The sequence below is a fragment of the Rhodococcus wratislaviensis genome, assembly GCF_900455735.1.
Classification (GTDB): Bacteria; Actinomycetota; Actinomycetes; order Mycobacteriales; family Mycobacteriaceae; genus Rhodococcus_F; species Rhodococcus_F wratislaviensis.
Window position 1 is genome coordinate 248,261 of the sequence record NZ_UAUI01000024.1, and the last position, 21,449, is coordinate 269,709.

At 67.7% G+C, this 21,449-nt stretch carries 22 protein-coding genes; 9 read left to right on the forward strand and 13 right to left on the reverse strand.

Features of this window, described 5'->3' with window-relative positions:
* Positions 1-9 precede the first annotated feature (9 nt).
* On the forward strand, positions 10-798 hold the full coding sequence (locus DTA22_RS26915; RefSeq protein WP_112301504.1) for a pirin family protein: 789 nt from the start codon (positions 10-12) through the stop codon (positions 796-798).
* Here DTA22_RS26915 and DTA22_RS26920 read toward each other — a convergent pair.
* Both DTA22_RS26920 and DTA22_RS26925 read right to left on the reverse strand, forming a co-directional pair.
* Positions 761-3,469: an alpha-L-rhamnosidase gene (locus DTA22_RS26920; RefSeq protein ID WP_112301505.1), complete on the reverse strand. Its 2,709-nt coding sequence runs from the start codon at positions 3,467-3,469 to the stop codon at positions 761-763. The two genes, DTA22_RS26915 and DTA22_RS26920, sit on opposite strands and share 38 nt — an antisense overlap.
* Positions 3,466-3,636, reverse strand: a complete 171-nt coding sequence (locus DTA22_RS26925; protein ID WP_245973386.1) for a hypothetical protein — start codon at positions 3,634-3,636, stop codon at positions 3,466-3,468. Before DTA22_RS26925 ends, DTA22_RS26920 begins: the two co-directional genes overlap by 4 nt.
* Positions 3,637-3,714: 78 nt before the next feature.
* Here DTA22_RS26925 and DTA22_RS26930 point away from each other — a divergent pair, with 78 nt between their 5' ends.
* The 3 genes from DTA22_RS26930 (at position 3,715) to DTA22_RS26940 (ending at position 5,771) form a co-directional block, all read left to right on the forward strand.
* The gene (locus tag DTA22_RS26930) at positions 3,715-4,299 is read left to right on the forward strand and encodes an Rv1733c family protein (RefSeq protein ID WP_112301506.1); all 585 of its coding nucleotides are present in this window, start codon (positions 3,715-3,717) and stop codon (positions 4,297-4,299) included.
* A 150-nt stretch (positions 4,300-4,449) separates the two neighbouring features.
* The gene (locus tag DTA22_RS26935; RefSeq protein ID WP_037236200.1) at positions 4,450-4,650 is read left to right on the forward strand and encodes a hypothetical protein; all 201 of its coding nucleotides are present in this window, start codon (positions 4,450-4,452) and stop codon (positions 4,648-4,650) included.
* A gap of 182 nt (positions 4,651-4,832) precedes the next feature.
* Entirely contained in the window at positions 4,833-5,771 is a 939-nt protein-coding gene (locus tag DTA22_RS26940) for a peptidase associated/transthyretin-like domain-containing protein (protein ID WP_112301507.1), read from the forward strand.
* A 26-nt stretch (positions 5,772-5,797) separates the two neighbouring features.
* Here the strand turns inward: DTA22_RS26940 and DTA22_RS26945 are convergent, their stop codons facing one another.
* Together DTA22_RS26945 and DTA22_RS26950 are read right to left on the reverse strand one after the other, a co-directional pair.
* Positions 5,798-6,403 (reverse strand): Rv1733c family protein, encoded by a 606-nt coding sequence (locus DTA22_RS26945; protein WP_037236206.1) that lies wholly within the window; start codon positions 6,401-6,403, stop codon positions 5,798-5,800.
* Between the two features lie 137 nt (positions 6,404-6,540).
* Positions 6,541-7,443, reverse strand: a complete 903-nt coding sequence (locus DTA22_RS26950; RefSeq protein WP_037236209.1) for a LysR family transcriptional regulator — start codon at positions 7,441-7,443, stop codon at positions 6,541-6,543.
* Positions 7,444-7,517: 74 nt separating this feature from the next.
* Between DTA22_RS26950 and DTA22_RS26955 the strand changes: the two genes are divergently transcribed.
* Positions 7,518-8,474 carry a DMT family transporter gene (locus DTA22_RS26955; protein ID WP_112301508.1) on the forward strand — a complete coding sequence of 319 codons (957 nt, stop codon included), beginning with the start codon at positions 7,518-7,520 and terminating at the stop codon, positions 8,472-8,474.
* A gap of 19 nt (positions 8,475-8,493) precedes the next feature.
* Here DTA22_RS26955 and DTA22_RS26960 read toward each other — a convergent pair whose 3' ends face one another.
* The 3 genes from DTA22_RS26960 to DTA22_RS26970 form a co-directional block, all read right to left on the reverse strand.
* Positions 8,494-9,549 (reverse strand): GGDEF domain-containing protein, encoded by a 1,056-nt coding sequence (locus DTA22_RS26960; protein ID WP_037236215.1) that lies wholly within the window; start codon positions 9,547-9,549, stop codon positions 8,494-8,496.
* 70 nt (positions 9,550-9,619) lie between these two features.
* Positions 9,620-10,519, reverse strand: coding sequence for a carbon-nitrogen hydrolase family protein (locus DTA22_RS26965; RefSeq protein ID WP_037236217.1), 900 nt, complete (start codon positions 10,517-10,519; stop codon positions 9,620-9,622).
* A gap of 4 nt (positions 10,520-10,523) precedes the next feature.
* The gene (locus tag DTA22_RS26970) at positions 10,524-12,029 is read right to left on the reverse strand and encodes an APC family permease (RefSeq protein WP_112301509.1); all 1,506 of its coding nucleotides are present in this window, start codon (positions 12,027-12,029) and stop codon (positions 10,524-10,526) included.
* Positions 12,030-12,139: 110 nt separating this feature from the next.
* Here DTA22_RS26970 and DTA22_RS26975 point away from each other — a divergent pair, with 110 nt between their 5' ends.
* Together DTA22_RS26975 and DTA22_RS26980 are read left to right on the forward strand one after the other, a co-directional pair.
* Complete coding sequence (locus tag DTA22_RS26975; protein ID WP_245973384.1) at positions 12,140-12,754, forward strand: TetR/AcrR family transcriptional regulator; 615 nt, start codon at positions 12,140-12,142, stop codon at positions 12,752-12,754.
* Between the two features lie 33 nt (positions 12,755-12,787).
* The gene (locus tag DTA22_RS26980) at positions 12,788-13,165 is read left to right on the forward strand and encodes a hypothetical protein (protein WP_037236223.1); all 378 of its coding nucleotides are present in this window, start codon (positions 12,788-12,790) and stop codon (positions 13,163-13,165) included.
* Positions 13,166-13,192: 27 nt separating this feature from the next.
* Here DTA22_RS26980 and DTA22_RS26985 read toward each other — a convergent pair whose 3' ends face one another.
* The 3 genes from DTA22_RS26985 to DTA22_RS26995 form a co-directional block, all read right to left on the reverse strand.
* Entirely contained in the window at positions 13,193-13,582 is a 390-nt protein-coding gene (locus tag DTA22_RS26985; protein ID WP_037236225.1) for a hypothetical protein, read from the reverse strand.
* Between the two features lie 378 nt (positions 13,583-13,960).
* Positions 13,961-15,034, reverse strand: a complete 1,074-nt coding sequence (locus DTA22_RS26990; protein ID WP_037236228.1) for an alkene reductase — start codon at positions 15,032-15,034, stop codon at positions 13,961-13,963.
* Positions 15,035-15,217: 183 nt separating this feature from the next.
* The gene (locus tag DTA22_RS26995; RefSeq protein WP_112301510.1) at positions 15,218-16,195 is read right to left on the reverse strand and encodes an Lrp/AsnC family transcriptional regulator; all 978 of its coding nucleotides are present in this window, start codon (positions 16,193-16,195) and stop codon (positions 15,218-15,220) included.
* Between the two features lie 114 nt (positions 16,196-16,309).
* Here DTA22_RS26995 and DTA22_RS27000 point away from each other — a divergent pair, with 114 nt between their 5' ends.
* The gene (locus DTA22_RS27000; RefSeq protein ID WP_112301511.1) at positions 16,310-17,740 is read left to right on the forward strand and encodes an amidase; all 1,431 of its coding nucleotides are present in this window, start codon (positions 16,310-16,312) and stop codon (positions 17,738-17,740) included.
* Complete coding sequence (locus DTA22_RS27005) at positions 17,737-19,191, forward strand: short-chain fatty acid transporter (protein WP_112301512.1); 1,455 nt, start codon at positions 17,737-17,739, stop codon at positions 19,189-19,191. Before DTA22_RS27000 ends, DTA22_RS27005 begins: the two co-directional genes overlap by 4 nt.
* A gap of 8 nt (positions 19,192-19,199) precedes the next feature.
* On the opposite strand, the gene DTA22_RS27010 is transcribed toward DTA22_RS27005, so the two are convergent.
* The 3 genes from DTA22_RS27010 to DTA22_RS27020 all read right to left on the reverse strand — a co-directional run bounded on the left by DTA22_RS27010 (position 19,200) and on the right by DTA22_RS27020 (position 21,149).
* Complete coding sequence (locus DTA22_RS27010; protein WP_112301513.1) at positions 19,200-19,655, reverse strand: hypothetical protein; 456 nt, start codon at positions 19,653-19,655, stop codon at positions 19,200-19,202.
* A 97-nt stretch (positions 19,656-19,752) separates the two neighbouring features.
* Positions 19,753-20,148, reverse strand: coding sequence for a universal stress protein (locus tag DTA22_RS27015; RefSeq protein ID WP_037236234.1), 396 nt, complete (start codon positions 20,146-20,148; stop codon positions 19,753-19,755).
* On the reverse strand, positions 20,145-21,149 hold the full coding sequence (locus tag DTA22_RS27020; RefSeq protein WP_112301514.1) for a 2-hydroxyacid dehydrogenase: 1,005 nt from the start codon (positions 21,147-21,149) through the stop codon (positions 20,145-20,147). The genes DTA22_RS27015 and DTA22_RS27020 overlap by 4 nt, the downstream gene beginning before the upstream one ends.
* Positions 21,150-21,449: the final 300 nt, after the last annotated feature.

Here is a 21,449-nt window from a genome sequence, read left to right on the forward strand (position 1 = left end):
GCTTCGCTCATGACCGCTGCGATCACCCCGCCCCGATTCGACGTCCGGCGAGCCGACGACCGGTTCAAGACCGACGCCGGCTGGCTGGATTCCAAGCATTCGTTCTCGTTCAGCCGCCACTACGACCCGGCCAACACCCATCACGGGGTGCTCATGGTGAACAACGACGACATCGTCGTCCCGGGTCAGGGCTTCGACACCCACCCCCACCAGGACATGGAGATCGTCACCTGGGTGCTCCAGGGTTCACTGGTGCACCAGGATTCGATGGGCCACTCCGGCGTCATCTATCCCGGACTGGCCCAGCGTATGAGCGCCGGAACCGGAATCCTGCACTCGGAGAAGAACGACTCGTGGCGGCTGGACGGCGTCACCGGTGAGCACGCCGACGAGCACACCGATCCCGTCCACTTCATCCAGATGTGGGTCGTCCCCGACGAAGCCGGTATCACACCCGGTTACGAGCAACTCGAAATCGACCACGAGTTACTCGCCGGGGGACTGGTCCCCGTCGCATCGGGCATGCCGCACTACGCCGACCACTCGGCGATCCGGATCAAGAACAAGTACGCCGCAATGCATGTCGCACGCCTGCAGCCCGGGCAGGCGCCGATCACCCTGCCCGACGCCCCGTTCCTCCATGTGTTCGTCGCGCGCGGCGAAGCGTCGATGGAAGGCGTCGGCATCCTCGCCGAGGGTGACGCCGTCCGGCTCAGCGGTGGCGGCGGCCAGCAGGTGACCACCGACACCGGCGCCGAGATCATCGTGTGGGAGATGCACGCGACGATCGCCGGCTGACGCGAGTCGCCGGGCAGGTGCGGGTGTAGGTCCCGGCCGGAAGGAGTTCGACCCGGTCTCCCAGCCTGAGTTCACATTCGCTGCCTGCCGGCACGGTCAGGCTCAGGGTGAACACGTCGTCGGTGATCGTCCAGCGCACCGCGATGTTGCCGTAGGGGCTGCAGTGCTCGGCGTGGGCAGCAGTGATGTCCCCGCCGGGACACGGCTCGACGACGAAACGGCGATAGCCGACCGTGTCGGGGCCGGTGGTCTCGGCCGGGCGCAGGCCGGCGACGAACTGGTGGAGAAACGAGACGACCGCACCCTTGGCGTAGTGATTCAGTGAGGCGGTGGCGCGGCCGTTCTCGTCGACTCCGTCCCATCGCTCCCAGATGGTGGTGGCCCCGCGGTCGATCATCTCCATCCAGGATGGATTACCGGTGGACAGCAGTACCCGGTAGGCGGTGTCGAGGTGCCCGTTGCGCGCGAGTGCGGGCAGCAGCATCCCGGTGGCCAGGAAACCGGTGCCGAGGTGATAGTCGTTGTCGGCGAGCAATTGTGCGAGTTCGTCGGCGAACCGTCGGCGGCCTTCGGCGGGCACGAGCCCGAACTCCAAGGCGCGAACATAATTCGCCTGCGTCGGGTGGGTCAGTGTGCCGCCGGGAGTGATGAATTCGCGTTGCCAGGCGTGGACGGCTCCCGCGGCGATCGCAGCGTACCGGTGCGCATCCCGGTCGCGGCCGAGTACGCAGGCGATCTGCGCGAGCAGTCCGGCCGACCGCGCGAGGTACGCGGTGGCGACCACGCTGTTATCGCGGGCGGGGTCGGGGGCGGGAATCTCGCCGGGTTCGAGCCATTCTCCCCAGTGGAAACCGGTGTCCCACAGATACTCTTCGTGGTCGTCCGGTGTGGGGCGCGCCAGTGCGCGGTCGGGATGGCGGCGATCCCGGGCCGCGCCGGCGGCCCGCTCGACCCACCGGGTCATGGAATCGTACTGGCGTTCCAGCACTTCGACGTCGCCGTACAGCCGCCACAGCTGCCACGGCACGATGACGGCGGCATCGCCCCATCCGGCCGAGCCGTTGGCGATGTCGGCGAAATGGTTGCCCGACGGCTGATTGCCTGCCGGGTTCGGCACGATGTTGGGAACCGTGCCGTCCGGCCACTGGTCGGCGGCGAGGTCGCGCAGCCACTTGTCGCTGAAACCCGCGACATCATGTGTGAAGGCGGCTGTTTCGACGTAGATCTGCCAGTCGCCGGTGAAGCCCGACCGCTCGCGCTGGGGACAATCGGTCGGGACGTCACAGGCATTGCCGCGGAAACTCCACACCGCGGCGGCATGGAGTTTCTCGAGACGATCGTTGTCGCACCCGAAACTCCCCACCTGTTCCAGGTCGGTGTGCACGACGGCGGCGGTGATCGAGTCGGGCCCCGGTTTCGTCTCGAGCCCGTCGAACTGGACGTAGCGGAACCCGTGAGTGGTGTGGCGCGGCTCGAATGTCTCGCCGGGGCGCCCGGACGACACGACGTGGTCGACCTGACCGGCAGGCAAACTCTTGCCGGTCGCGAATTCGAAGGCACGCAGGTGATCCGTGTCGACGCTCCCGTCGGCGGCGAGGGACTCGCCGTGGGTGAGGGTGACGTGGGTGCCGGCAGCTCCGAGGTCGGCCGCGGTCACCCACCCGTTGATGTTCTGGCCGAAATCCACGACGTACGTTCCGGGTCGCGGCTCGGTGACGGCCACCGCCGCCAGGGTTTCGATCCGGCGCACCGGGGGTGCAACGCCGGTCGTCAACCGGGAGCGATCGTCGTAGAGTCCGCCTCGAGCGACCGCGGCGGGGTGGTGTACCTCGTCGGCGGGCACACGGCGCAGATCCACCCGCTGGCCGTCCATCAGGTCGGCGGCGTCGATCTCACTCGGTGCGCTGGTCCAGCCGTCGCCGGTACCGAAGCGCTCCGACGTTCCGTCCGCATACCGGACGTGCAGTTCCGCGAGCGCGGCAAGCCGGTCACCGAAACCGTCGCCGTGGCGCTCGAACCCGTGCCTGCCACGGAACCACCCGTCACTCAGCAGGATTCCCAGTTCGTTGTGTCCCGGGTGCAGCAGGCCGGTGACGTCGAAGTGCTGCACCTGCAGGTGCACCCGGTAGGAGGTGAAGCCGGGGGTCAGCTCGTGATCACCGACCCGGGCACCGTTGACGAAGAACTCGTAGATGCCGTGAGCGGTCGCGAACAGCGACGCGTGAGTGATCGCCGCCCGCGGGCGCCAGGAGGCGCGTAACCGGTATGCGGGACGGTGACCGAGCGGGGGAACGTCCGGCTCGGACGGTTCGATCCAGTCGGCCGTGAGGTCGCCGCCGTGCAGGAGACCGGTGACCCACGGAGCGGGCTCGGACCAGACGCTCGGTCCGAGATCCGTCCAGCACCGCACCTGCCAGGCGCGTTCCTCTCCTGCGGTCGGCACCGGATGCGTTGCCGTCCAAGGTCGTACGAGGACGTGGTCGCGTCCCTCGACGATCTCGGTGGTGAACAGGGTGCTCGACGTGCGGTCGGAGAGGCCCGCGACCCGGATCTGGTACGCCAGCTGACCTGTGCTTCCGGTGGGCAGCCGCCAGGACAGTCGCGGATGGGTCGTGCCGCAGGGCTGCCCGGGCCGGAGGTGTTCGAGACGCAGGTGTGTCGGTGTCGTCATCGGATCGACCGCACGAAGAGAACGGCTGCGCCGGCGACGGCGGCGCAGGCCGCCAGGATGCAGAACAGAAGCGCATAGTTGTTGCCGGTGAGCGGGAGGAGCACGGCCCCGATGAGCGGGACGACGGCGTAGGGAAGCGGAGTGTGAGACTCGTCAAGTTTGTCCATTTCGGTTTCCCTGTTGCCTGATCAGTGGCGACACTGGTGAAGCAGACATTTAACGTGGACGAAACAATGAGGTGGATTGTGTTGGGGCGCTCGAAGGCAACCGTGGTGTACTCGGTGTCGGGTCGACCGTCCAACCCGTTCGCGCGACCTGTCGATCGGTTCGCGGCCACCCTGAAATCCGTCATCGTCGCCCTCGCGGGTGTCGCGATCGTGCTCGCCGCGGTGATCGGCACCTGGGAATACCACCAGGAGAGTGCGCGGGCCGCGCAACAACGCGCCACCACCACCCTCGTCGAGGCGGTCACCAGCACCGACGCCCCCATCACCATGTCCCCCCGCGGCTCCGTCCGGACCACCCCGATGGTGAAGGCGACGTGGGCGTGGGGCTCGGAGTCCCGCACCGACAGCATCGAGGTCCCCTCGGGGACTCCGGCGGGCACCGAGAAGCACATCGCGGTCAACGCGGACGGAAGCTGGGCAGGCCCGCGGATCACGACCTCCGACGTCGTCAGCGCCGGGGTCGCGGCAGTGCTCATCACTCTCGCCGCGAGCGCGCTGCTCCTGGGTGCGGTGTGGGCGATGTGCTCACGCGCCGTGGAACGCCGTCGCCAGCAGTACTGGGACGAGAGCATCCGCAGGCTGTTCGCGACCTACAGTCGCTGATCCTCCCGTAGGCCCGGTTCGACACGGCCTCGTACCTGACCTCCGGCGGATGTGAATCCGCTTCGGACGACACCCGATCGCGCTGTCCCGTGTCGGTTTCGGTGGACTCACTCCGGGCTATTCAGGTGGTGCCGAGGAAAGGTGGGAGCCATGTCCGACAGGGATGCTTCTATATTCGAGAGCGAACGCGAGCTCGACGAAGAGTCCGTCCGTAAGGCTCAGCGGACAGTCGCCCACCACTCGATCGATGCCGAAGACTGCCGGATGCTGCTCGCTGCCCTGGGCATCCCGCTCGTGCGCGACCACGACAACGAGTCACTCTCCGGCACGGCCGGTGCCGAATCCCTGTGACCGACGCGTCTCGTCGAGGCAGCGCAGGCGACCGCCGCTGGGCGACAGGGTGTTTGGTGCGTGCTCGAATCGGTGACGTGGGCGGTTCTGTTCACAGCGACTCCACAGCGAAGCTCGAGGGTGCCCGCACCGGCGACCGCTTGTATGGGACGTAACCCCGAACAGCCCATGGAGAGGTCCTCATGACGAACAGCCCGCGTCAGCACGCCGACGAAGTGCACGAGCACGACCGCGGCCTCAGCCACGACCTGAAATCGATGTTGTCGCGTCGCCGCGCACTGTTCGTGTTCGGCGCGGCGGGTGCGACCGCGCTCGCCGCGTGCTCGACGGCGGGATCCACGGCCACCTCGTCCTCGTCCTCGACGGGGGCGGACGCGACCACGGCGGAGACGGTGAGCGACGGCACGTGCGTGGCGGCGGCGCCGCAGGAAACGGCCGGACCGTATCCCGGCGACGGGTCCAACGGCCCGAACGTGCTGGTCGAGTCGGGGATCGTCCGGCAGGACATCCGCAGCAGCTTCGGTGCCTACTCCGGGACGGCGGAGGGTGTCGCGACGACCATCGAACTGAGGCTGCAGGACCTGACGAAGGACTGCGCGGCCGGCGCAGGAATGGCCGTCTACCTGTGGCACTGCGACCGGGACGGCGAGTACTCGCTCTACGGCCAGGGCATCACCGAGCAGAACTACCTGCGTGGCGTTCAGGTGGCGGACTCCGCGGGCACGGTGTCGTTCACGTCGATCTTCCCGGCCTGCTACTCGGGACGCTGGCCGCACATTCACTTCGAGGTGTTCGACTCGCTGGAATCCGCGGTGGCGGGCGAGGACGCCCGGCTGACGTCGCAGATCGCGGTGCCGCAGGACGCATGCACCACGGTCTTCGCCTACGACAGCGGCTACGCGAACAGCGTCGGCAACCTGTCGAAGGTCTCCCTGGACTCGGACAACGTGTTCGGGGACGGCTGGGATGCCGAGTTGGCCACCGTGACCGGCGAACCCGCCACCGGGATGACGATCTCGATCACGATCGGTGTCGCCGAGAAGTCGGCGAACACGCAGTCCGCGCCGAGTGGTCCCGGTGGGGGTGGCGGACAGCCGCCGGCGGGGGCGCCCGGACGGTAGTCGTGGCGGGTCGGTCCCGTTGCCCGTCAGCTGACGTGCCACCCGGGTGGTCTGTCGAGTTCGTTCCATTCACGGGTCAGCTGAGCCTGCTGGCGGCGGGACGCGACCCAGTGGACGACGAGGAAGAGGAAACAGTAGCCGCCGGCCGCCGTCACCCAGATCCCGCACGCGACGCTCACCGCAGTGGCGGCGTTCTGCGAACCGGTCTCCGGTGCGGAGACGAGGTCGCCGTTCGGGTCGAGCCAGACGGTGACGGTCTGACCTGCCTTCGCGCCCGCCGCGGTGGGAACGTCGCCGGTGTGTGTCTGCCCGTTCGCCGACCACTGCACCCGCGCGTGGGCTTGATACTGGGGTGAGGCGGGCAGCGGCTCTCCCGCGGTCCCGGTGCGGGAATCCTCGACGAGCGTGGCCGGGGTCGAGTGCTGGGTGGCGAGTTCGGCCTGAGTCTGCTGGTCCAGCCGCGAGTACGTTTCGGTTCCGACGGCCGCGGCCAGCGGAATCATCAGGAGCACGAACGCCACCCCGATGAGAACCATCGTGGATCGGAGTCGGTCGCAGCCTCGCATGAGGGGGTTGCGGCTCCATGGACCCAGACGCCACAGGCGTATCGGCGCTGCACACGTTTCGCTCATCGCGCACCTCCGGGTGGTTGCCCACCACCATTGTGCAACCGAAACGCCTGTACGTGTAGGGCCTTCTGGCAGGTGTTCGTGCGCGGCCCGGGTGGCCGCGTCAGACCCGTCGCGACAGGTGGGCCACGGGGGAGCTGTCACGTGCCGATGCCGGCGAAGGCTTCGGTCAATGCCTCGATTCCCGCGCGGACCGTGGGACGGTCGTTGTCGGCTCGGCGGAGCGCGTAGATCTCGCGCTCGAGGGTGGGACGCACCGGGACGATCGCCACGTTGTCCGGCACCCAGACGCGAGCCAGGCGGGGCACGAGGGCAGCGGCGAGTCCGTGCGCGACGAATTCGAGTTGAGCCGCGAATTCGGGTACTTCGTACCGGATATCCGGTTCGACGCCGCGGTTGCGCAATGTCTGCACCAGCCAGGTGTGGTACACCGCGCCCTTCTTCCACGTCGTCCACGGCATGTCCGCGATCTCGTCGAGATCGACGTGATCGCGGGACGCCAGCGGATGGTCCCGGGACAGTGCGACGTCGGCCGAGTCCCGGTGCACCAGGGAGTGCACTGCGTCCTCGGGCAGGTGCAGAGGCATCGTGACCCAGCTGTCGACGACGGCGAGGTCGAGTTCCCGGCGCACGATCGCCGGTATGAGTTCCTCGGTCTCGCCGGCGAAGAAGCTGACGCCGAGCTGTGGGTGGCGTCTGCGCAGCGTCGCCACGGCAGTCGGCACGACGACTCTGCCTGCGGACGAGAAGGACCCGATTCGCAGTTCGCCCACCACATCGCGGTCGAGGGAGACGACTTCGGATTCGGCCTGCGCCAGAAGCGATAACACTTCCTGTCCGCGACGGGCCAGGAGCCGGCCCGCATCGGTGAGTTGAACACCGCGGCCCGCGGGCACCAGGAGTGCGACGCCGACCTCCCGCTCGAACTTGCCGAGTTGCTGCGAGACCCCGGACGGTGTCACGTGCAGGGCGCGGGCCGCGGCGCCGATCGAACCGTGTTCGGCGACAGCGCACAACGCGCGGAGGCGATCGACACTCAACATGGTAGTAAGTCTACTGTTTTCATGACACGACTATTCACTTGTTGTAATGGTTGGGGCCTCGGAGAATTCTCGGTGTGACTACCGCCCTCCGTTTGCGCCCCCGTGTCCTCGTCAGCCCCTCGTTCAGCGTCGCGTCCGTCGATCCGCGACTGCTCGTTCTGGCGGGTGCGGTGGCGACCTCGCTGACCGGCAGTCTCATCAAGCTGTCCGGGGTGGAGCCGGCCACGTCGACGTTCTTCCGGTGTGTTCTGGCGTTGCCGATCCTCGGTCTCCTTGCCCTGCAGGAATTTCGGAGGTACGGCGGGATCCCGCGCCGGGTGATTGCGGCCCAGGTACTCGGCGGGATGATGCTCGGCGTCGACTTCGCACTGTGGGCGCGATCGATCCACCTGATCGGTGCCGGGATCTCCACCGTCGTCGTCAACGTGCAAGTCGTCGTCGTGCCACTGCTCGCGTGGGTCTTCTTCCGTGCGCGGGTGCCGGTGCGGTTCGTCGTGGCCGTTCCCTTCCTGTTCGCCGGCGTCGCTCTCGCCGGCGGAATCCTCGGCGGCAGCGGCGACGGCGATCAGCTGTTCCTCGGAACTCTGCTGTCGCTGGCGGCGGGCGTGGCCTACGGGATCTACATCTTCGTCATCGGCCGGGCCGGATCCGCACACCGGGCGTCGTCGCAGGTGTTCGTGTCGACGATCGCCGCCGGCGTCGTCGGGACCGCGGTGGGATCGCTGTGGGGAACGGTGGACCTCACGCCGGGATGGCCCGCGCTGGGATGGTTGGCGGCACTGTCGCTGAGCAGCCAGGTACTCGGCTGGGTCCTCATCGGATTCGCACTGCCGAGGCTCGCCGCCGAGGTGGGTGCCACGTTGCTGCTGCTCCAGCCGGTCCTGGCGATGCTGTTCTCCATCGTGATCGTGCACGAGCGTCCCAGCGTCGGGCAGTTCGCCGGCTGCGCGCTCGTCGTCGCCGCGGTGTGGATGGTCACCCATGTGAAGCCGGCGAACCGTCGTCCGGTGACCGCGCGAATCGCCGAATGACCCGGGGCACGGCCACTGCTCAAATGTTCCACCCCGTGCGCAGCGACGGTTCGTCGGCGGGCGGCTCGGGTGGGTGCTGTCTCTGCTTCGCCGTGTACAGCTCGCGGTCGGCGTGTCGATAGAGCGCGGTGAGGGGGTCGGCCTCTCCGGTGGACGACGCAGCGCCGAAGCTGAAGGGGGTGGGGCTCTCCCGGGCGAGTTGCGCCATGACGCCGGGCAGCTCGTCGTGACGCTCGCCGACCACGCAGGTGACGAACTCGTCGCCGCCGACCCGGGCGAGAAGGGCGCCGCGGGGCATGTGTCCGGCGAGGTAGTTGGCGAGGTCGACGAGAACCGCGTCGCCCGCGGCGTGGCCGTAGTGATCGTTGGTCGACTTGAACTGGTCGACGTCGATGAGGGCCAACGTCACGGAGACCTGCCCCGTGCCCGCGCTTTCGAGCGCATGCCGGAACGCGAGCTCGAAACCGGCGCGATTGAGCAGGGCTGTCAGTCCGTCGGTGCTGGCCGATTCGATCAGGGTCCGGGTGAGGGACCCGAACATCTCGGCCGCGCCGACTACGCAGGTGACGGCCACGACGAGAACGGCGGCCTTCACGGTCACGGTGTCCACCTCGACCGGCACCAGCGTGAAGGCGGTGGGTGCGACGACGACTCCGACCACCATCAACCCGGTGAGGCATCCGACGAGGAGCCTCGACTGCCGTTTCGGGTAGAACACGACGAAATACATCGCCAGGAACATCGCCGCGATCGCGCAGAGCAGTTGGGCGACGGCGAGAACGAGACCGGACATCACGATCGGAGTGGCGAGCAGTGCCGCCGCCGTGCACACCTGGTAGGCCCGTCGGCTCGGCCTGCGACCGCCCCGGTGTAGCACGACCAGTGCGAACACTCCGAGGAGAACACCGGCCGTGCGAGCGGCGACGGTCTCCGGCCGGATCGACAACCCGACCATGGGAGGGAGGACGAACCCCGCCAGGTGCAGCGCAGTCGTGATCCACAGGTAGCGGCGCAGGATGCGTGGCTGATAGTCCTGTAGGACCGTGTCGACGGACGAAGCAGCGAGGGGCCTCACTCTCGCAATTATCCAGGACCGGTCCCGGAAAGGGCGGGTCTCTCGTGACCGCCCCTTCCGGGAGGACGAGTCAGCGGGGCGTGGACGCGGGGATCTGCTCGGCGTTGTCGTGCCACGGGGGTGTGTGGATGCCCGCGCCGTCGTACATCGGGAGTCGGATCCCTTGGCCGTACCGGGCGATCTGGTCCCAGGGGCGGTTGAGGCCGAACGTGCCGTAGGTGCGGACCCGGGTCACCGCATCGAGGTCGAGGGTGTCGACGAGGACTTCTTCTCCCGACCCTGCCTGCTGGCGGATGATGCCCTCCGGGTCGACGACGACGCTGGCACCGACTCCGGCCGGGTCGGCGCCGTTGACGTTGACGACGTACACCTGGTTGGTCCAAGCGTTGGCCCGGGAGCAGACGAGTTCCATCTCACGGTCGCGGGTGGTGGTGAGGGTGGGTTGGATGATCACTTCCGCGCCGAGCCAGGCCAGTTGGCGTGCGGTCTCCGGGAACGAGCCGTCGTAGCAGATGGCGAGACCGATCCGACCGGTGCCGGGAATGTCGAAGACGACGAACTCGCTGCCGGGTGCGGTCTGTTCGTACGGCTGCCAGGGGAAGACCTTGCGGTAGCGGGCAACGACCTCGCCGAGGGGTGACACGGCGATGGCGGTGTTGTAGATCTTGTCGTCGTCGCCGCGCTCGTAGAGAGTTCCCGGCACCAGCCACAGGCCGGTTTCCTCGGCGAGTGCGCAGATCCGGTCGATGTGGGGGCCGGCGAGTGGCAGCGCCACCCGGTCCATCCAGTCGGCGCGGGCCTGCAGGAGGGGCGCCTCCGCGGCCAGCACGAGTTCGGGGACCACGACGAGTTCGACGTGCGGGAAGGTGTCGCGCACGGCGCGGACCTGGTCGGCGAACCGCTGCCAGGTGGCCTCCACATCGAACGGGATCGGGGCGGTCTGGATGGCGGCGATGGTCAGTGTGCGCATGATTTCAGTCCTCTGTGACGGTCAGTTCGGTGACGGCGGTGCGGCCGTCTCGGAAGAAGCGGCGGAAGCGGGTGCGGACGAGCATCATCGCCACGGCGCCGACGGCGATCGACCCGACGCCGAGCAGGAACACCCCGCCGATCCCGTGGAACGAGGTTGCTCCGTAGTCCGGGTCGAGCATGTCGTGGGCGCTGCGGGCGAAGGCGGCGAGCATGATCGTCCCGCCCAGTGCGGGCAGGATGCCCCGGAGGAACAGGTCGCGAGGGGAGTCGTTCAGGCGGCGGCGGAAGTACCAGACGCAGGCGAGACCGGTGACGCCGTAGTAGAACGCGATGAGCAGGCCGATGGAGAGGATCGCGTCGCCGAGGAAGTTGCCGGAGACGAGGGTGAGGGCGGTGAGCAGGACCGCGGCGGTCGCCCCGAAGAACACGGTGCCGAATGCGGGGGTGCGGTAGGTGGGGTGAATTCGGGTGAAGGCGCGGGGCAGCGCGCCGTGGGCACCCATGGAGAGTGTGGCGCGTGAGCTCCCGATGACACAGGTGAGCAGGGCTGAGATCGCCGACACGCAGATGGCGAGTTCGACCACCTTCGACAGGCCCGCGCCGAGTACCGGCGGTCCGAGTGTGGCGAGTACGTCGCCCGCGTTGTCGGGATTGCCCAGACCCAGCCCGTCGGTGCCGATGCCGGCGAAGCTGATCGCGGCGAATCCGGTGAAGAGGTACGTGCCCAGCAGGACGAGGGTGGAGATCACCGCGGCCTGACCCGGGATGCGGTCGCTGTCACGGGTTTCCTCGTTGACGGTGATCAGCGCGTCCCATCCCCAGTAGATGAACAGGCACAGCAGCACCGCCTCGGCGAAGGGGCCGAAACCGCCGAACGCGAAGGGGTTCAGCCAGGACAGGCTCGGTGCGGAGGCGCCGGTGCGGGCGAACGCGGCCGCTCCGAAGCCGAACAGGGCGACCAGTTGCAGCCCGAGCAGCACGTATTGCACGGAGGCGGCGAGTTGCAGCCCGCGGTAGGCGATGGTGGTGACCGCGGCGACGATCAGGACCGCGGTGACGATCACCGCGACGTTGTCGGACGCCAGCGAATCCAGGCCGAGCAGGGTCAGGAGGTACCCGGCTCCGACTCGGGCGAGTGCCGTCATCGCGATGAGGGTCGCGATCTGCACCACCCATCCGCCGGACAGCCACCCCGTGTGGGGACCGAATGCGCGGGTGGTCCAGACGAACGTGGTGCCGCAGTCCGGCATCTCCCGGTTCAGCTCGCGAAAAGCGAACGCGGTCAGGAGGATCGGCACGAATCCGAGAAGTAGGGCAGCGGGTGCGAGGTTGCCGACGACCATCGTCACGAAACCGAGGGTGACCGCGATGCTGTAGGCCGGCGCGACCGAGGACAGGCCGAGCGCGACCGCGGCGAGCAGACCCACGGAGCCGCCCCGCAGTCCCTTCCCGGTGGGTGCTGGTGGTGGGTCGAGACTCGTCTCGGCGTCGGTGGGATTGGTCGACACGGTGGCTCCTGAGATCGGATTGGATTCTTTAAATAGAAATTTAAGAACAGTGTGATCTACCTGTCAATAGCTGGGCAGGTATTGTCTAAATCTCCATATAAGAACTCGCGATGAGCGGAGCGAAGGCAGTGGCGCGGAAGAAGGATCAGGGGGCCCGCCGGGCCGAACTCGGTGAGGCAGTCCAGCGGGCGGTGCTCGCGCGCGGACTCGAGGGGGTGCGTCTTCGTGACATCGCGGAGCAGGCCGGGGTCACGCCCGCAGCGGTGCTCTACTACGGCGACCTGGACGCGCTGATCTACGAGACGTATCAGCGGGCCATCGAGCGGTTCAGTCAGGAGCGCGAGCGCGTCGCCGAACAGTTCCCCGACGCGCGCGACCGCCTCCGGGCCTGCATCGATCACGGGGTCGCGAGCGGACCGGACGACGAACTGGTCCGGTTGCTGTTCGAGTGCTGGCCGCGATCGTTGCGCGACGCCAAGGCGGCGGCCCTGGACAGCTCCCTGACTGAGCGTCAAATTGCCGTCTACTACGGCATTCTGGTGATCGGTCAGTCTCAGGGGCACTTCACGCTCACCGACCCGCCGCGCCTGCTCGCCGCGAATTTCGTGGCCATGGAGGACGGCTACCAGATGGAGGTGCTGGCCGGACGTCGCAGCCGCGCCGAGGTGATCGCGAGCCTCCACTCCTACGCGCGCGCGGCCACCGGCCATGATCTGAGCGGGTAGGCGAAGTACCGGAAACTGGGAGTAACAGATAGGTTGGCTGCGCGTCGCCGGGCCCGGCCGCCGCGCACCGACAAGGAGCCTCCCATCAAGATCCTGCAGAACGTCTCGAGCGAGATCCGCGAGTGGGAACACGCCGTCACGACGGTGATGCTCCGCATACGACAGATCGGGGTGCTGATCGACCGTCTGGGGCCCGCACTCGACGACCTGTCCGAGCTGCTCCACGCCGCCAAGCAGATCGCGGAGACCGCGGAGGGGCTCGCCGTCAGTGCGAAGGGGATCGACCAGAGCGCCGAGATCATTGCCCGTGACGCGGAGAAGATCGCCCAGGCGCTGCCCGCGGTCGAGCGGCTGGGGAGACTCGCAGACCGCCTACCCGGTGGAGGTAGACGGTCTGCTGCCGGGCGGTGACGAGCCGGTGCGGCCCGTCAGGCGGTGTTACTGAGCGAGATCATGGACGTCCGCGCCGGCCAGGCGCAGCTCGGCGGGTTGTGCATTCGGGTCGTCGGCGATCCCGGAAATCGGCATCATGGCGAGGGCCTGGTCGAATGCGTCGACGAGCCATTCGCCGGTCACCGTCACGAGCCGAGTGTCCTCGGCGGCGGGTTGCTTCTGGAAGAAGCTCACGACCCAGGGATTCTGCGCGTCCGGATCGGAACTGAGATCCCCCGGTGCGTTGGTGGCGAGCAGGTGAATGCCGCGCTCGAAATCGACCCGGACGGCGTATCCGGTGCCGGTGTTGACGACGGTGGCCGGACGGTGCGCGGCCAGGGCCAGCGTCATCAGGGCATCGGCGTAACGAGTGGTGTGCTCCACGGTGAGTGGCATGAACGATCACCTTTCAACTTCTGTGAGCGTCGCTGCGGCAGAGCAGGCCCGGAGTTCAGTGGTCCGAAAATGCAGTTCCTCCGACAGGTCACGAGAAGATAGAAGTAAAGCTGTTCGTCGGGAGCTTGGGCTGCGAGAGCGTCGTTGGGAATGGTGCTCTCACTGTCGGCCACCTTCGAGGTGGGCGTCCTGGCACAGCGTGCACAGTTGGTACGCCCGATTAGAGCACGGACACGCCGGGCGGCCCGTGAACTCGGTAGCTGTGTACTCAACTACGACTAACCGTACGGTGCCGGGCCCGGATGCGCGACACGGGGTCGTCCGTCGGATAGCACTGTGGCCCATGACCTGCAGTCATGGGCCATGTCGGACCGGGGGTCAGTGCTGCAACACCGGGTAGTCGGTGTAGCCCTTCGCGCCCTCCGAGTAGAAGGTCTCGGGGTCCGGGATGTTGAGCGGCAGGTCTTCCTGCCAGCGCCGCACGAGATCCGGGTTGGCGATCGCGGGACGCCCGACGACGACGGCATCGGCGTGGCCGTCGTCGAGGATTGCGAGCGCTTCGTCGCGGGTGGTGACCGCGCCGAAACCACTGTTGATCAGCACCGGGCCGCCGAAGCGCGCCCGCAGGTCCTGTGCGAGGGGCCCGGACGGGTCCTTGTGCAGAATGCTCAGGTAGGCGGGCTTCAGCGGAGCGATGGCGTCGACCAGCGCGCCGTAAGTGGCCCGAACGTCGTCGGCGTCCAGTTCCAGGGCGTCCTGGATGTTGTGTTCGGGCGAGATGCGGATACCCACCCGGCCGGCGCCGATGGCGTCTGCCACGGCCTCGAATACCTCGACGACGAACCGTGCCCGGTTCGCGGGGGAGCCGCCGTACGTGTCCTCACGCAGGTTCGAGGCCGGGGAGAGGAATTCGTGCAGCAGGTAGCCGTTGGCGGCGTGGATTTCGACGCCGTCCATCCCGGCGGCCACCGCGTTCCGCGACGCCTGGACGAACTCCTCGATGACGGCGGGGAGTTCCTCGGTACCCAGCGCGCGGGGCACCGGGTACGGCTCCTTCCCGTCGTACGTGCGGGTCTCACCCTCGATGGCGACGGCACTCGGGCCGACGACCTCGTGACCGCCGGTGGTTCCCTCATGGGTGACGCGGCCGGCATGCATGACCTGCGCGACGATCCGTCCACCGGCCGCATGCACGGCGTCGGCGACGTTCTTCCAGCCCGCAACCTGTTCGGGTGTCACCAGCCCGGGCTGGCCGGGGAAGCCCTGGCCGGCGTGGCTGGGGTAGGTGCCTTCACCGACGATCAGACCGAGAGAGGCCCGCTGTCGGTAGTGCTCGACCACCAGCGGTCCGGGCACGCCGTCACGCCCGGAGCGGACGCGGGTCAGGGGCGCCATCACGACCCGGTTGGGCAGTTCGAGTTCGCCGAGTGTCAACGGGGAGAAGAGATTCACAGATATTAATCTTTCCGTAGGTCGTGTTCGGCAGCGCCGTTCTCGGTGCCGCCGCGCAGGATCGGGATCCACTGGGGGAACGGGCGTACGGGCCGCGCTATTCCGACTCGAGACGGCCGTCACTGTGCGGGCACACCGGCCTTGGACCTGAAATGCCGAGTACCGAGGAGAGTTGGTCTGCTGTTACCCGAGGTCGCCGGCCAGCACGCGGCTCTGCTTCAGGGTCTCGAGAATCAGTGAGCTCTCCAGCAGGTCGACGTGCTCGAGCCACTCGGCTTCGAGCATCAGCTCCCGCAGGGCTTCCTTCGACGGCAGCCGGAAGTCCGCGACGATCTGGTGAGCGCCCATGATGATCGCCGCGTATCGGAGGAACGGCTGAGCGGCGAGTGCCTCGGCGACCGCCGACACCTTCGACGGTTTCGCCCGGATCCACAGCAACGCGGCAACGGGGAGGCCGATCAACGCCGGGTCGAACACCGCGCGGAACGTGAGCAGCCCGGACTGCCGCATCTTGTCGATGCGCCGTTTGACGGTCTGTTCGGAGATCCCGACGAGCCGGGACAGTTCCTCGAAGCTCGCGCGGCCGTTCTCGACGACCAGCCCCACGAGCGCCTTGTCTTCCCGGTCGAGAACCACCGGGTCGGTGAACTGTGGCCAGCGGGTCTTCGGGATTCGTCGTATTTCGGCGGTCTGCGTGACGGTAAGGATTCCCGGTTCCCAGTCGTGAAGCGTACGTATGTATTCGAGCACCGGCGAGATGTCCATCTGCAGAAATCCCGACGGCGTCGCCATCTCCTGCAGGAAGAGGCGGGACTGCCGCCGGCGCGGAGCCCAGATGTCGGCGTAGCAGTGCTGCGGCCCCGACAGGACGTAGACCGTCACGCTCTCCGGTCGGTGCGCGAGCGCGACGGCCGCCGTCAATGTGCTGTCCGGGCGGCACCGGCCGTGAACGATGAACGGATCGGAATCCGCCGTGCGATGCGGGTCCGCCATTCCACGGATTTCCACCATCCCCGACTCCAGCAGTCGCGAACCTCGGCGTGCCACCGTGCGCTCGGCTTCGCCGAGGGCGGCCGCGATCGTCGACCACGTCGCGCGGCCATCGACGACCAGCGCGGCGATGATCTTGCGGTCCAGCGGATCGACTGTGTGTTCCGGCATGATCGGCCAATGATACGGCTGAATCCTCCATATTGCTTATTTTTGTTGATTGAATCCGACGCCAGAGTGACGCTTGGGGCCGAAAGCCACGTTCGCCCCCGATAGGAGCCCCCGATGTCCGATCTGATCCAGAAACCCGCGCGTGAGGTCGTCCGGTTGCTGCGCGAAGGCGCCGAGACGCCGACCAGCATCCTCGAGGCACTCCGTAGGCACGTCGCCGAGGTAGACCCACAAGTCAACGCCCTGCCCATCCAGTTCTTCGATGCCGCTGCCGAACGCGCGGCGCGGTTGGAGGCTGAAGTTCCGGATCCGGCGGGGCGTGGTCTGCTCGCCGGACTACCGGTCGCGGTGAAGGACTACAACGACGTCGAAGGGCAGCGCACGACGCACGGCTCACCCCTCTTCGCCGACCACGTCGCCGCCCGATCCGACGCGATGGTGAGCGTCCTCGAGAACAACGGCGGCGTCCCGTACGCCAAGTCCAACGTGCCCGAGTTCGCGGGCGGTCACACGTACAACACACTGTTCGGTCCCAGCCGAAACCCGTGGAACCTCGACCGTTCGGTGGGCGGTTCCTCCGGCGGGTCCGCGGCCGCGCTCGCCTCGGGGAGCGCCTGGCTGGCGACCGGCAACGACCTGGGCGGCAGCCTCCGCACCCCGTCCGGGTACAACGCGACCGTCGGTCTGCGCCCGACTCCCGGGCGGATTCCGCGCCGCCGGCCGGCGATCCCATTCGATCCGCTGTGGGTGGAGGGGCCGATGGCGCGCAACGTCGGCGACGTCGCACTGATGCTGGATGCGATGGTCGGCCACGACCTGCACGACCCGTTGACGAGGCCGGAACGACCGCAGTCGTTCCTGGAACGCCTGACGACGTTCGATCCGCCCACCCGCGTCGGCTTCAGTCCGGACCTCGGGTGTCTCCCGGTCGAGCCGGAGATGCGCCGCATCTGCGGTGACGCGATGAAACACTTCGACGCGCTCGGCGCCGACGTCGTGACGGACTGCCCGAACTTCACCGGCGCCTACGATGCCTTCCAGGCGTTGCGGAGCCATTTGGTGGCCGCTGTGCACGGCGGGCTCCTCGCGGAGCATCGCAGCGAGGTCAAGCCCGACATCGTGTGGAACATCGAGCGCGGTCTCACTCAGTCCACGGAGACGCTGTTGTGGGCAGAACGCGTTCGAGGACAACTGTTCCACGAGTTTGCGGACTACTTCGAGACCCACGATCTGCTGGTGGTTCCGTCCGCACCGCTCGATCCCTTCCCCGCGGAGTGGACGTATCCCGAACGCATCGACGGGGTGGAATCGCGAACGTACATCGACTGGATCGCAATCACATTCTGCGTGAGCCTCACCGGGTGCCCGGTCCTCGCGCTCCCGTGCGGCTTCTCCGACGCCGGACTGCCGGTGGGACTGCAACTCGTCGGCGCGCCGGGGCAGGAGGCCCGGCTCCTCGCACACGCGCAGATGTTCGAGTCCTCGGTGGGAGTCGCGTCGAGGCTTCCCGTCGCACCACGGCGGTTCGAGGTGACGACATCATGAGTAGCACCGTCGAATCCGCGCGCCGCGGCGAGGAACAGCAGGACGCTGGGGAGGGTTTCCTTGCCAGGGTCGCCCTCCGGTTCGCGTCGGTCATCGAGCGATGGTTCCCGGACGCGTTCATCTTCGCGCTGCTCGCCGTGGCGTTGGTGGCCGGAGCCGCTCTGGCCATCGGAGCGTCGCCGGCGACGGTGGCGACGAGCTTCTCGACCGGTTTCTGGGATCTGATCCCGTTCACGATGCAGATGGCGATGGTGGTGGTCACCGGCTACATCGTGGCGTCGTCACCCCCCGCCGAACGCCTCATCACGAGACTCGCGGCGATTCCGCGCACCGCCCGAGGGGGTGTCACGTTCATCGCGGTGGTGAGCCTCGTGACGTCGATGGTGAACTGGGGTTTCGGACTCGTCTTCGCCGGGTTGCTGGCCCGGGCGATGGCACGCCGCACCGAACTCGGCCTCGACTATCGGGCCGCGGGAGCGGCAGCCTATCTGGGAATCGGCGGAATCTGGGCGCTGGGGCTGAGCTCCTCCGCCGCGCAGCTTCAGGCCAACCCGATGAGCCTCACTCCCGAGCTGCTCGCGATCACCGGTGTAATCCCGTTCCGGGACACCATCTTCCTGTGGCAGTCGCTGTTTCTGGCAGCGGTGATCTTCGTGGTCAGCGTCGTGATCGCGTATCTGTCGGCGCCGCACAAGGCGAACTCCGTCACGGCGGAGGATCTCGGGGTGGACGTCCGCGACGTGTCGCCGCCGTTGCCGAAGCGTGAGCGCCCCGGCGACTGGCTCGAGTACAGCCCGGTGCTGCCCGTGATCGTCGGCGCACTCGTATTCGGTTGGCTGCTGAGGGAGTTCGCCGCGAGTGATCCGATTCTCGTGATCTCCAACCTGAGCACGTACAACCTGCTGTTTCTGGCGTTGGGTATGCTGCTGCACTGGCGTCCGCGGCGCTTCCTGATCGCGGTGAAGAATGCGGTTCCTGCGTGCTCGAGCATCCTGGTGCAGTTCCCGTTCTACGCCGGTATCGCCGCCGTCATGACCCGGGCGCACGATGCCGACGGGAACACGGTGGCGCACTACATCTCCGAGGGCTTCGTGAGCATCGCCTCGCACGGCACGTTCGGATTGGTCATCGGTGTCTACTCGGCGGTGCTCGGGTTGTTCATCCCGTCGGGCGGTGGCAAATGGATCATCGAAGCCCCCTACGTCATGCAGGCGTCCAACGACCTCCAGGCGCACCTCGGGTGGACGGTCCAGATCTACAACGCCGCGGAGGCGCTGCCCAATCTCGTCAACCCGTTCTGGATGCTGCCCCTCCTCGGCATCCTCGGACTTCGTGCCCGGCATCTCGTCGGGTTCACCGCGGTGCAGCTCGTCTTCCATCTCCCCATCGTGCTCGGACTGCTCTGGTTCCTGGGGAACACGCTCACCTACACCCCGCCAGTGCAACCCTGACGGCCCGCCTACAGGCTGTGGTCGCACTCGAGGAGTGCGTCGAGCCAGAGCAACGCTTCGACGAGGGCCTGCATGCGCGTGAGTGCGGTGTCGGCAGGCACGGGCGGCGGGGGATCGGATCCCGCCCGGCGCCTGCTCTGCAGGTGTCGCACGACGGCGGTGAACAGCCACTCGGCGGGCGCGGGCAACTCTTCCGCCAGTTCGGTCGCGTCGTGCACGAGGGGGACGACGCTGATGAAGCTGTCGACGGCGTCGTTGACGCTCGAGGCCGGATCCGCGATGAGGTCGGCGATGGTGGTGACGATCCACGACACGACCGCCGTGAACGCCGACCGGTCGCTGCCGTGGTCGCACGCGATCCGGGAGATCTCGGGTGCGAGCGCCTGGAAGTCGCGGTCGCCGACCAAGGTCAGGAGGCGACCGCCCAGTTGCGCGCCGTCGGCGCGCCGAGGCCCATCGATCATGGCTGTCCCACGGCAGGTATTCGGCGCCGTGAGGGTTATGGATGGGCCGGTGATCCAACCCCGTCCGGGCGGCTCAGACGTCTGCTGCGCGGTGCGCTCAGACCTCTGCCGCGACGGGCGGCTTGACCCCGACCACCGGGCACTGCGCCTCGAGGAGCACGCGCTGGGCGACGGAACCCATGAGGAGTTTGCCGACGGGGGAGCGTCGTCGCATGCCGAGGACGAGGAGTTCCGCGGCGGAGTCGTAGGACGCGTCGATGAGGTTGTCTGCGTGGGAGCGGTCGGGTTCGTTCCGCGCGATGCGATAGTCGACGCCGGCCGCGTCCGCTTCCTCCCTTGCGGAGTGCAGTTCGGCCCCGAAGCCGGGTGCCGAGGCGCTGTCTCCGTCGGCGATCACCACGAGATCGGTTGCGCGCATGCGGGCTTCGGCGAATCCGAACGCCAGCGCGCCACGACCTTCGATTGTCGGGACGTAGCTGAGAATGACGCTCATCGTGACCTCGGCTCGAGTACGGGGGTGGTCAGGGTGCCCTGGGTAAGGTATTCGTCGAGGTTCTGCAGGGTGAGAGCCTCCATCGCGGCCCGGGTCTCGGTCGTGCCGCTCGCGACGTGGGGGAGGAGAACGACGGTGTCGAGCGCGAGGAGCGCTTCGGGAACGTGCGGTTCCCTTGTGAACACGTCCAGTCCGGCACCGGCGAGCTTGCGTTCGGTGAGCAGCTCGACGAGCGCGTCCTCGTCGAGGACACTTCCGCGTGCCACGTTGATCAGGTAGCCGTCGGGTCCGAGGGCTTCGAGAACCTCTCGGTCCACGAGCTTTTCGGTGCCCTTGCCGCCCGCTGCGGCGACGATCAGCACATCGACCCCGGCGGCGAGTGCGGCAGCCGAGCCGACGTACGCGAACGGGGAGCCGGGAACCTCGCGCCGATTGTGGTAGGAGATCGTGCAACCGAAGCCGGTGAGGCGGGTGGCGATGGCGGAGCCGATGCGCCCCAGCCCGACGATGCCGACCCGCGTGCCGCTCACCTGCCGGGTGAGGGGGAAGTTGCCCTCGGCGGGCCAGCGGCCGTCGCGCACGAAGCGGTCGGCGGCGGAGAAGCCGCGGAGCGTGTCGATCAGCAATCCGACGGCGGTGTCGGCGACGCAGTCGGTGAGGACGTCGGGGGTGTTGCTCACACCGATTCCGAGTTCCTCTGCGAGCACGACATCGGTTGTGTCGTAACCGACTCCGAAGTGCACGATGGCGCCGAGGTTCGGCAGTTCCGTCATCAGTGCCGCATCGACTCCGGTGCGGCCGGACGTCACGACCGCGGTGACGGACTCGCCGTGCTCGGCGAGGAAGCTGGTGCGGCCGTCGCCCAGCGGGAGGTCGAGTGCGTCGTACTTCTCGAAGAGCGTCGCGGTGAGGGACGGCTTCAGTGGCCCGACCTTCAGGATGCGTCCTCCCGAAACAGTCTGTACAGCAGCTTCTTTCACGGACGACTCTGCGGTCACCATCGTGCCTCCTGACGAGTGGTGGCGCGACTCTCCGCACCGCCGGTTACCCGTACGTTAAGCGGCCCCCGGAATACCTGTCCAACACGTAAATAACATGGATCGATACTCAAACGGCATTGGTTGGCGGCGCGTTGACGTGCGCGGATGCCGAAACGCCCTGTATGCGCCGGTCAGGGGCGTGCGGGGGTGATCGCAGTCTCCTTCAATCGTGCCTGTGACGGCACTCACGAGCCGCTTTGCGCCGTTTCCCCCTGTTGACGCTGCGTCCGCGCCGCTCATAGCGTGTGTCTACCGTCACAG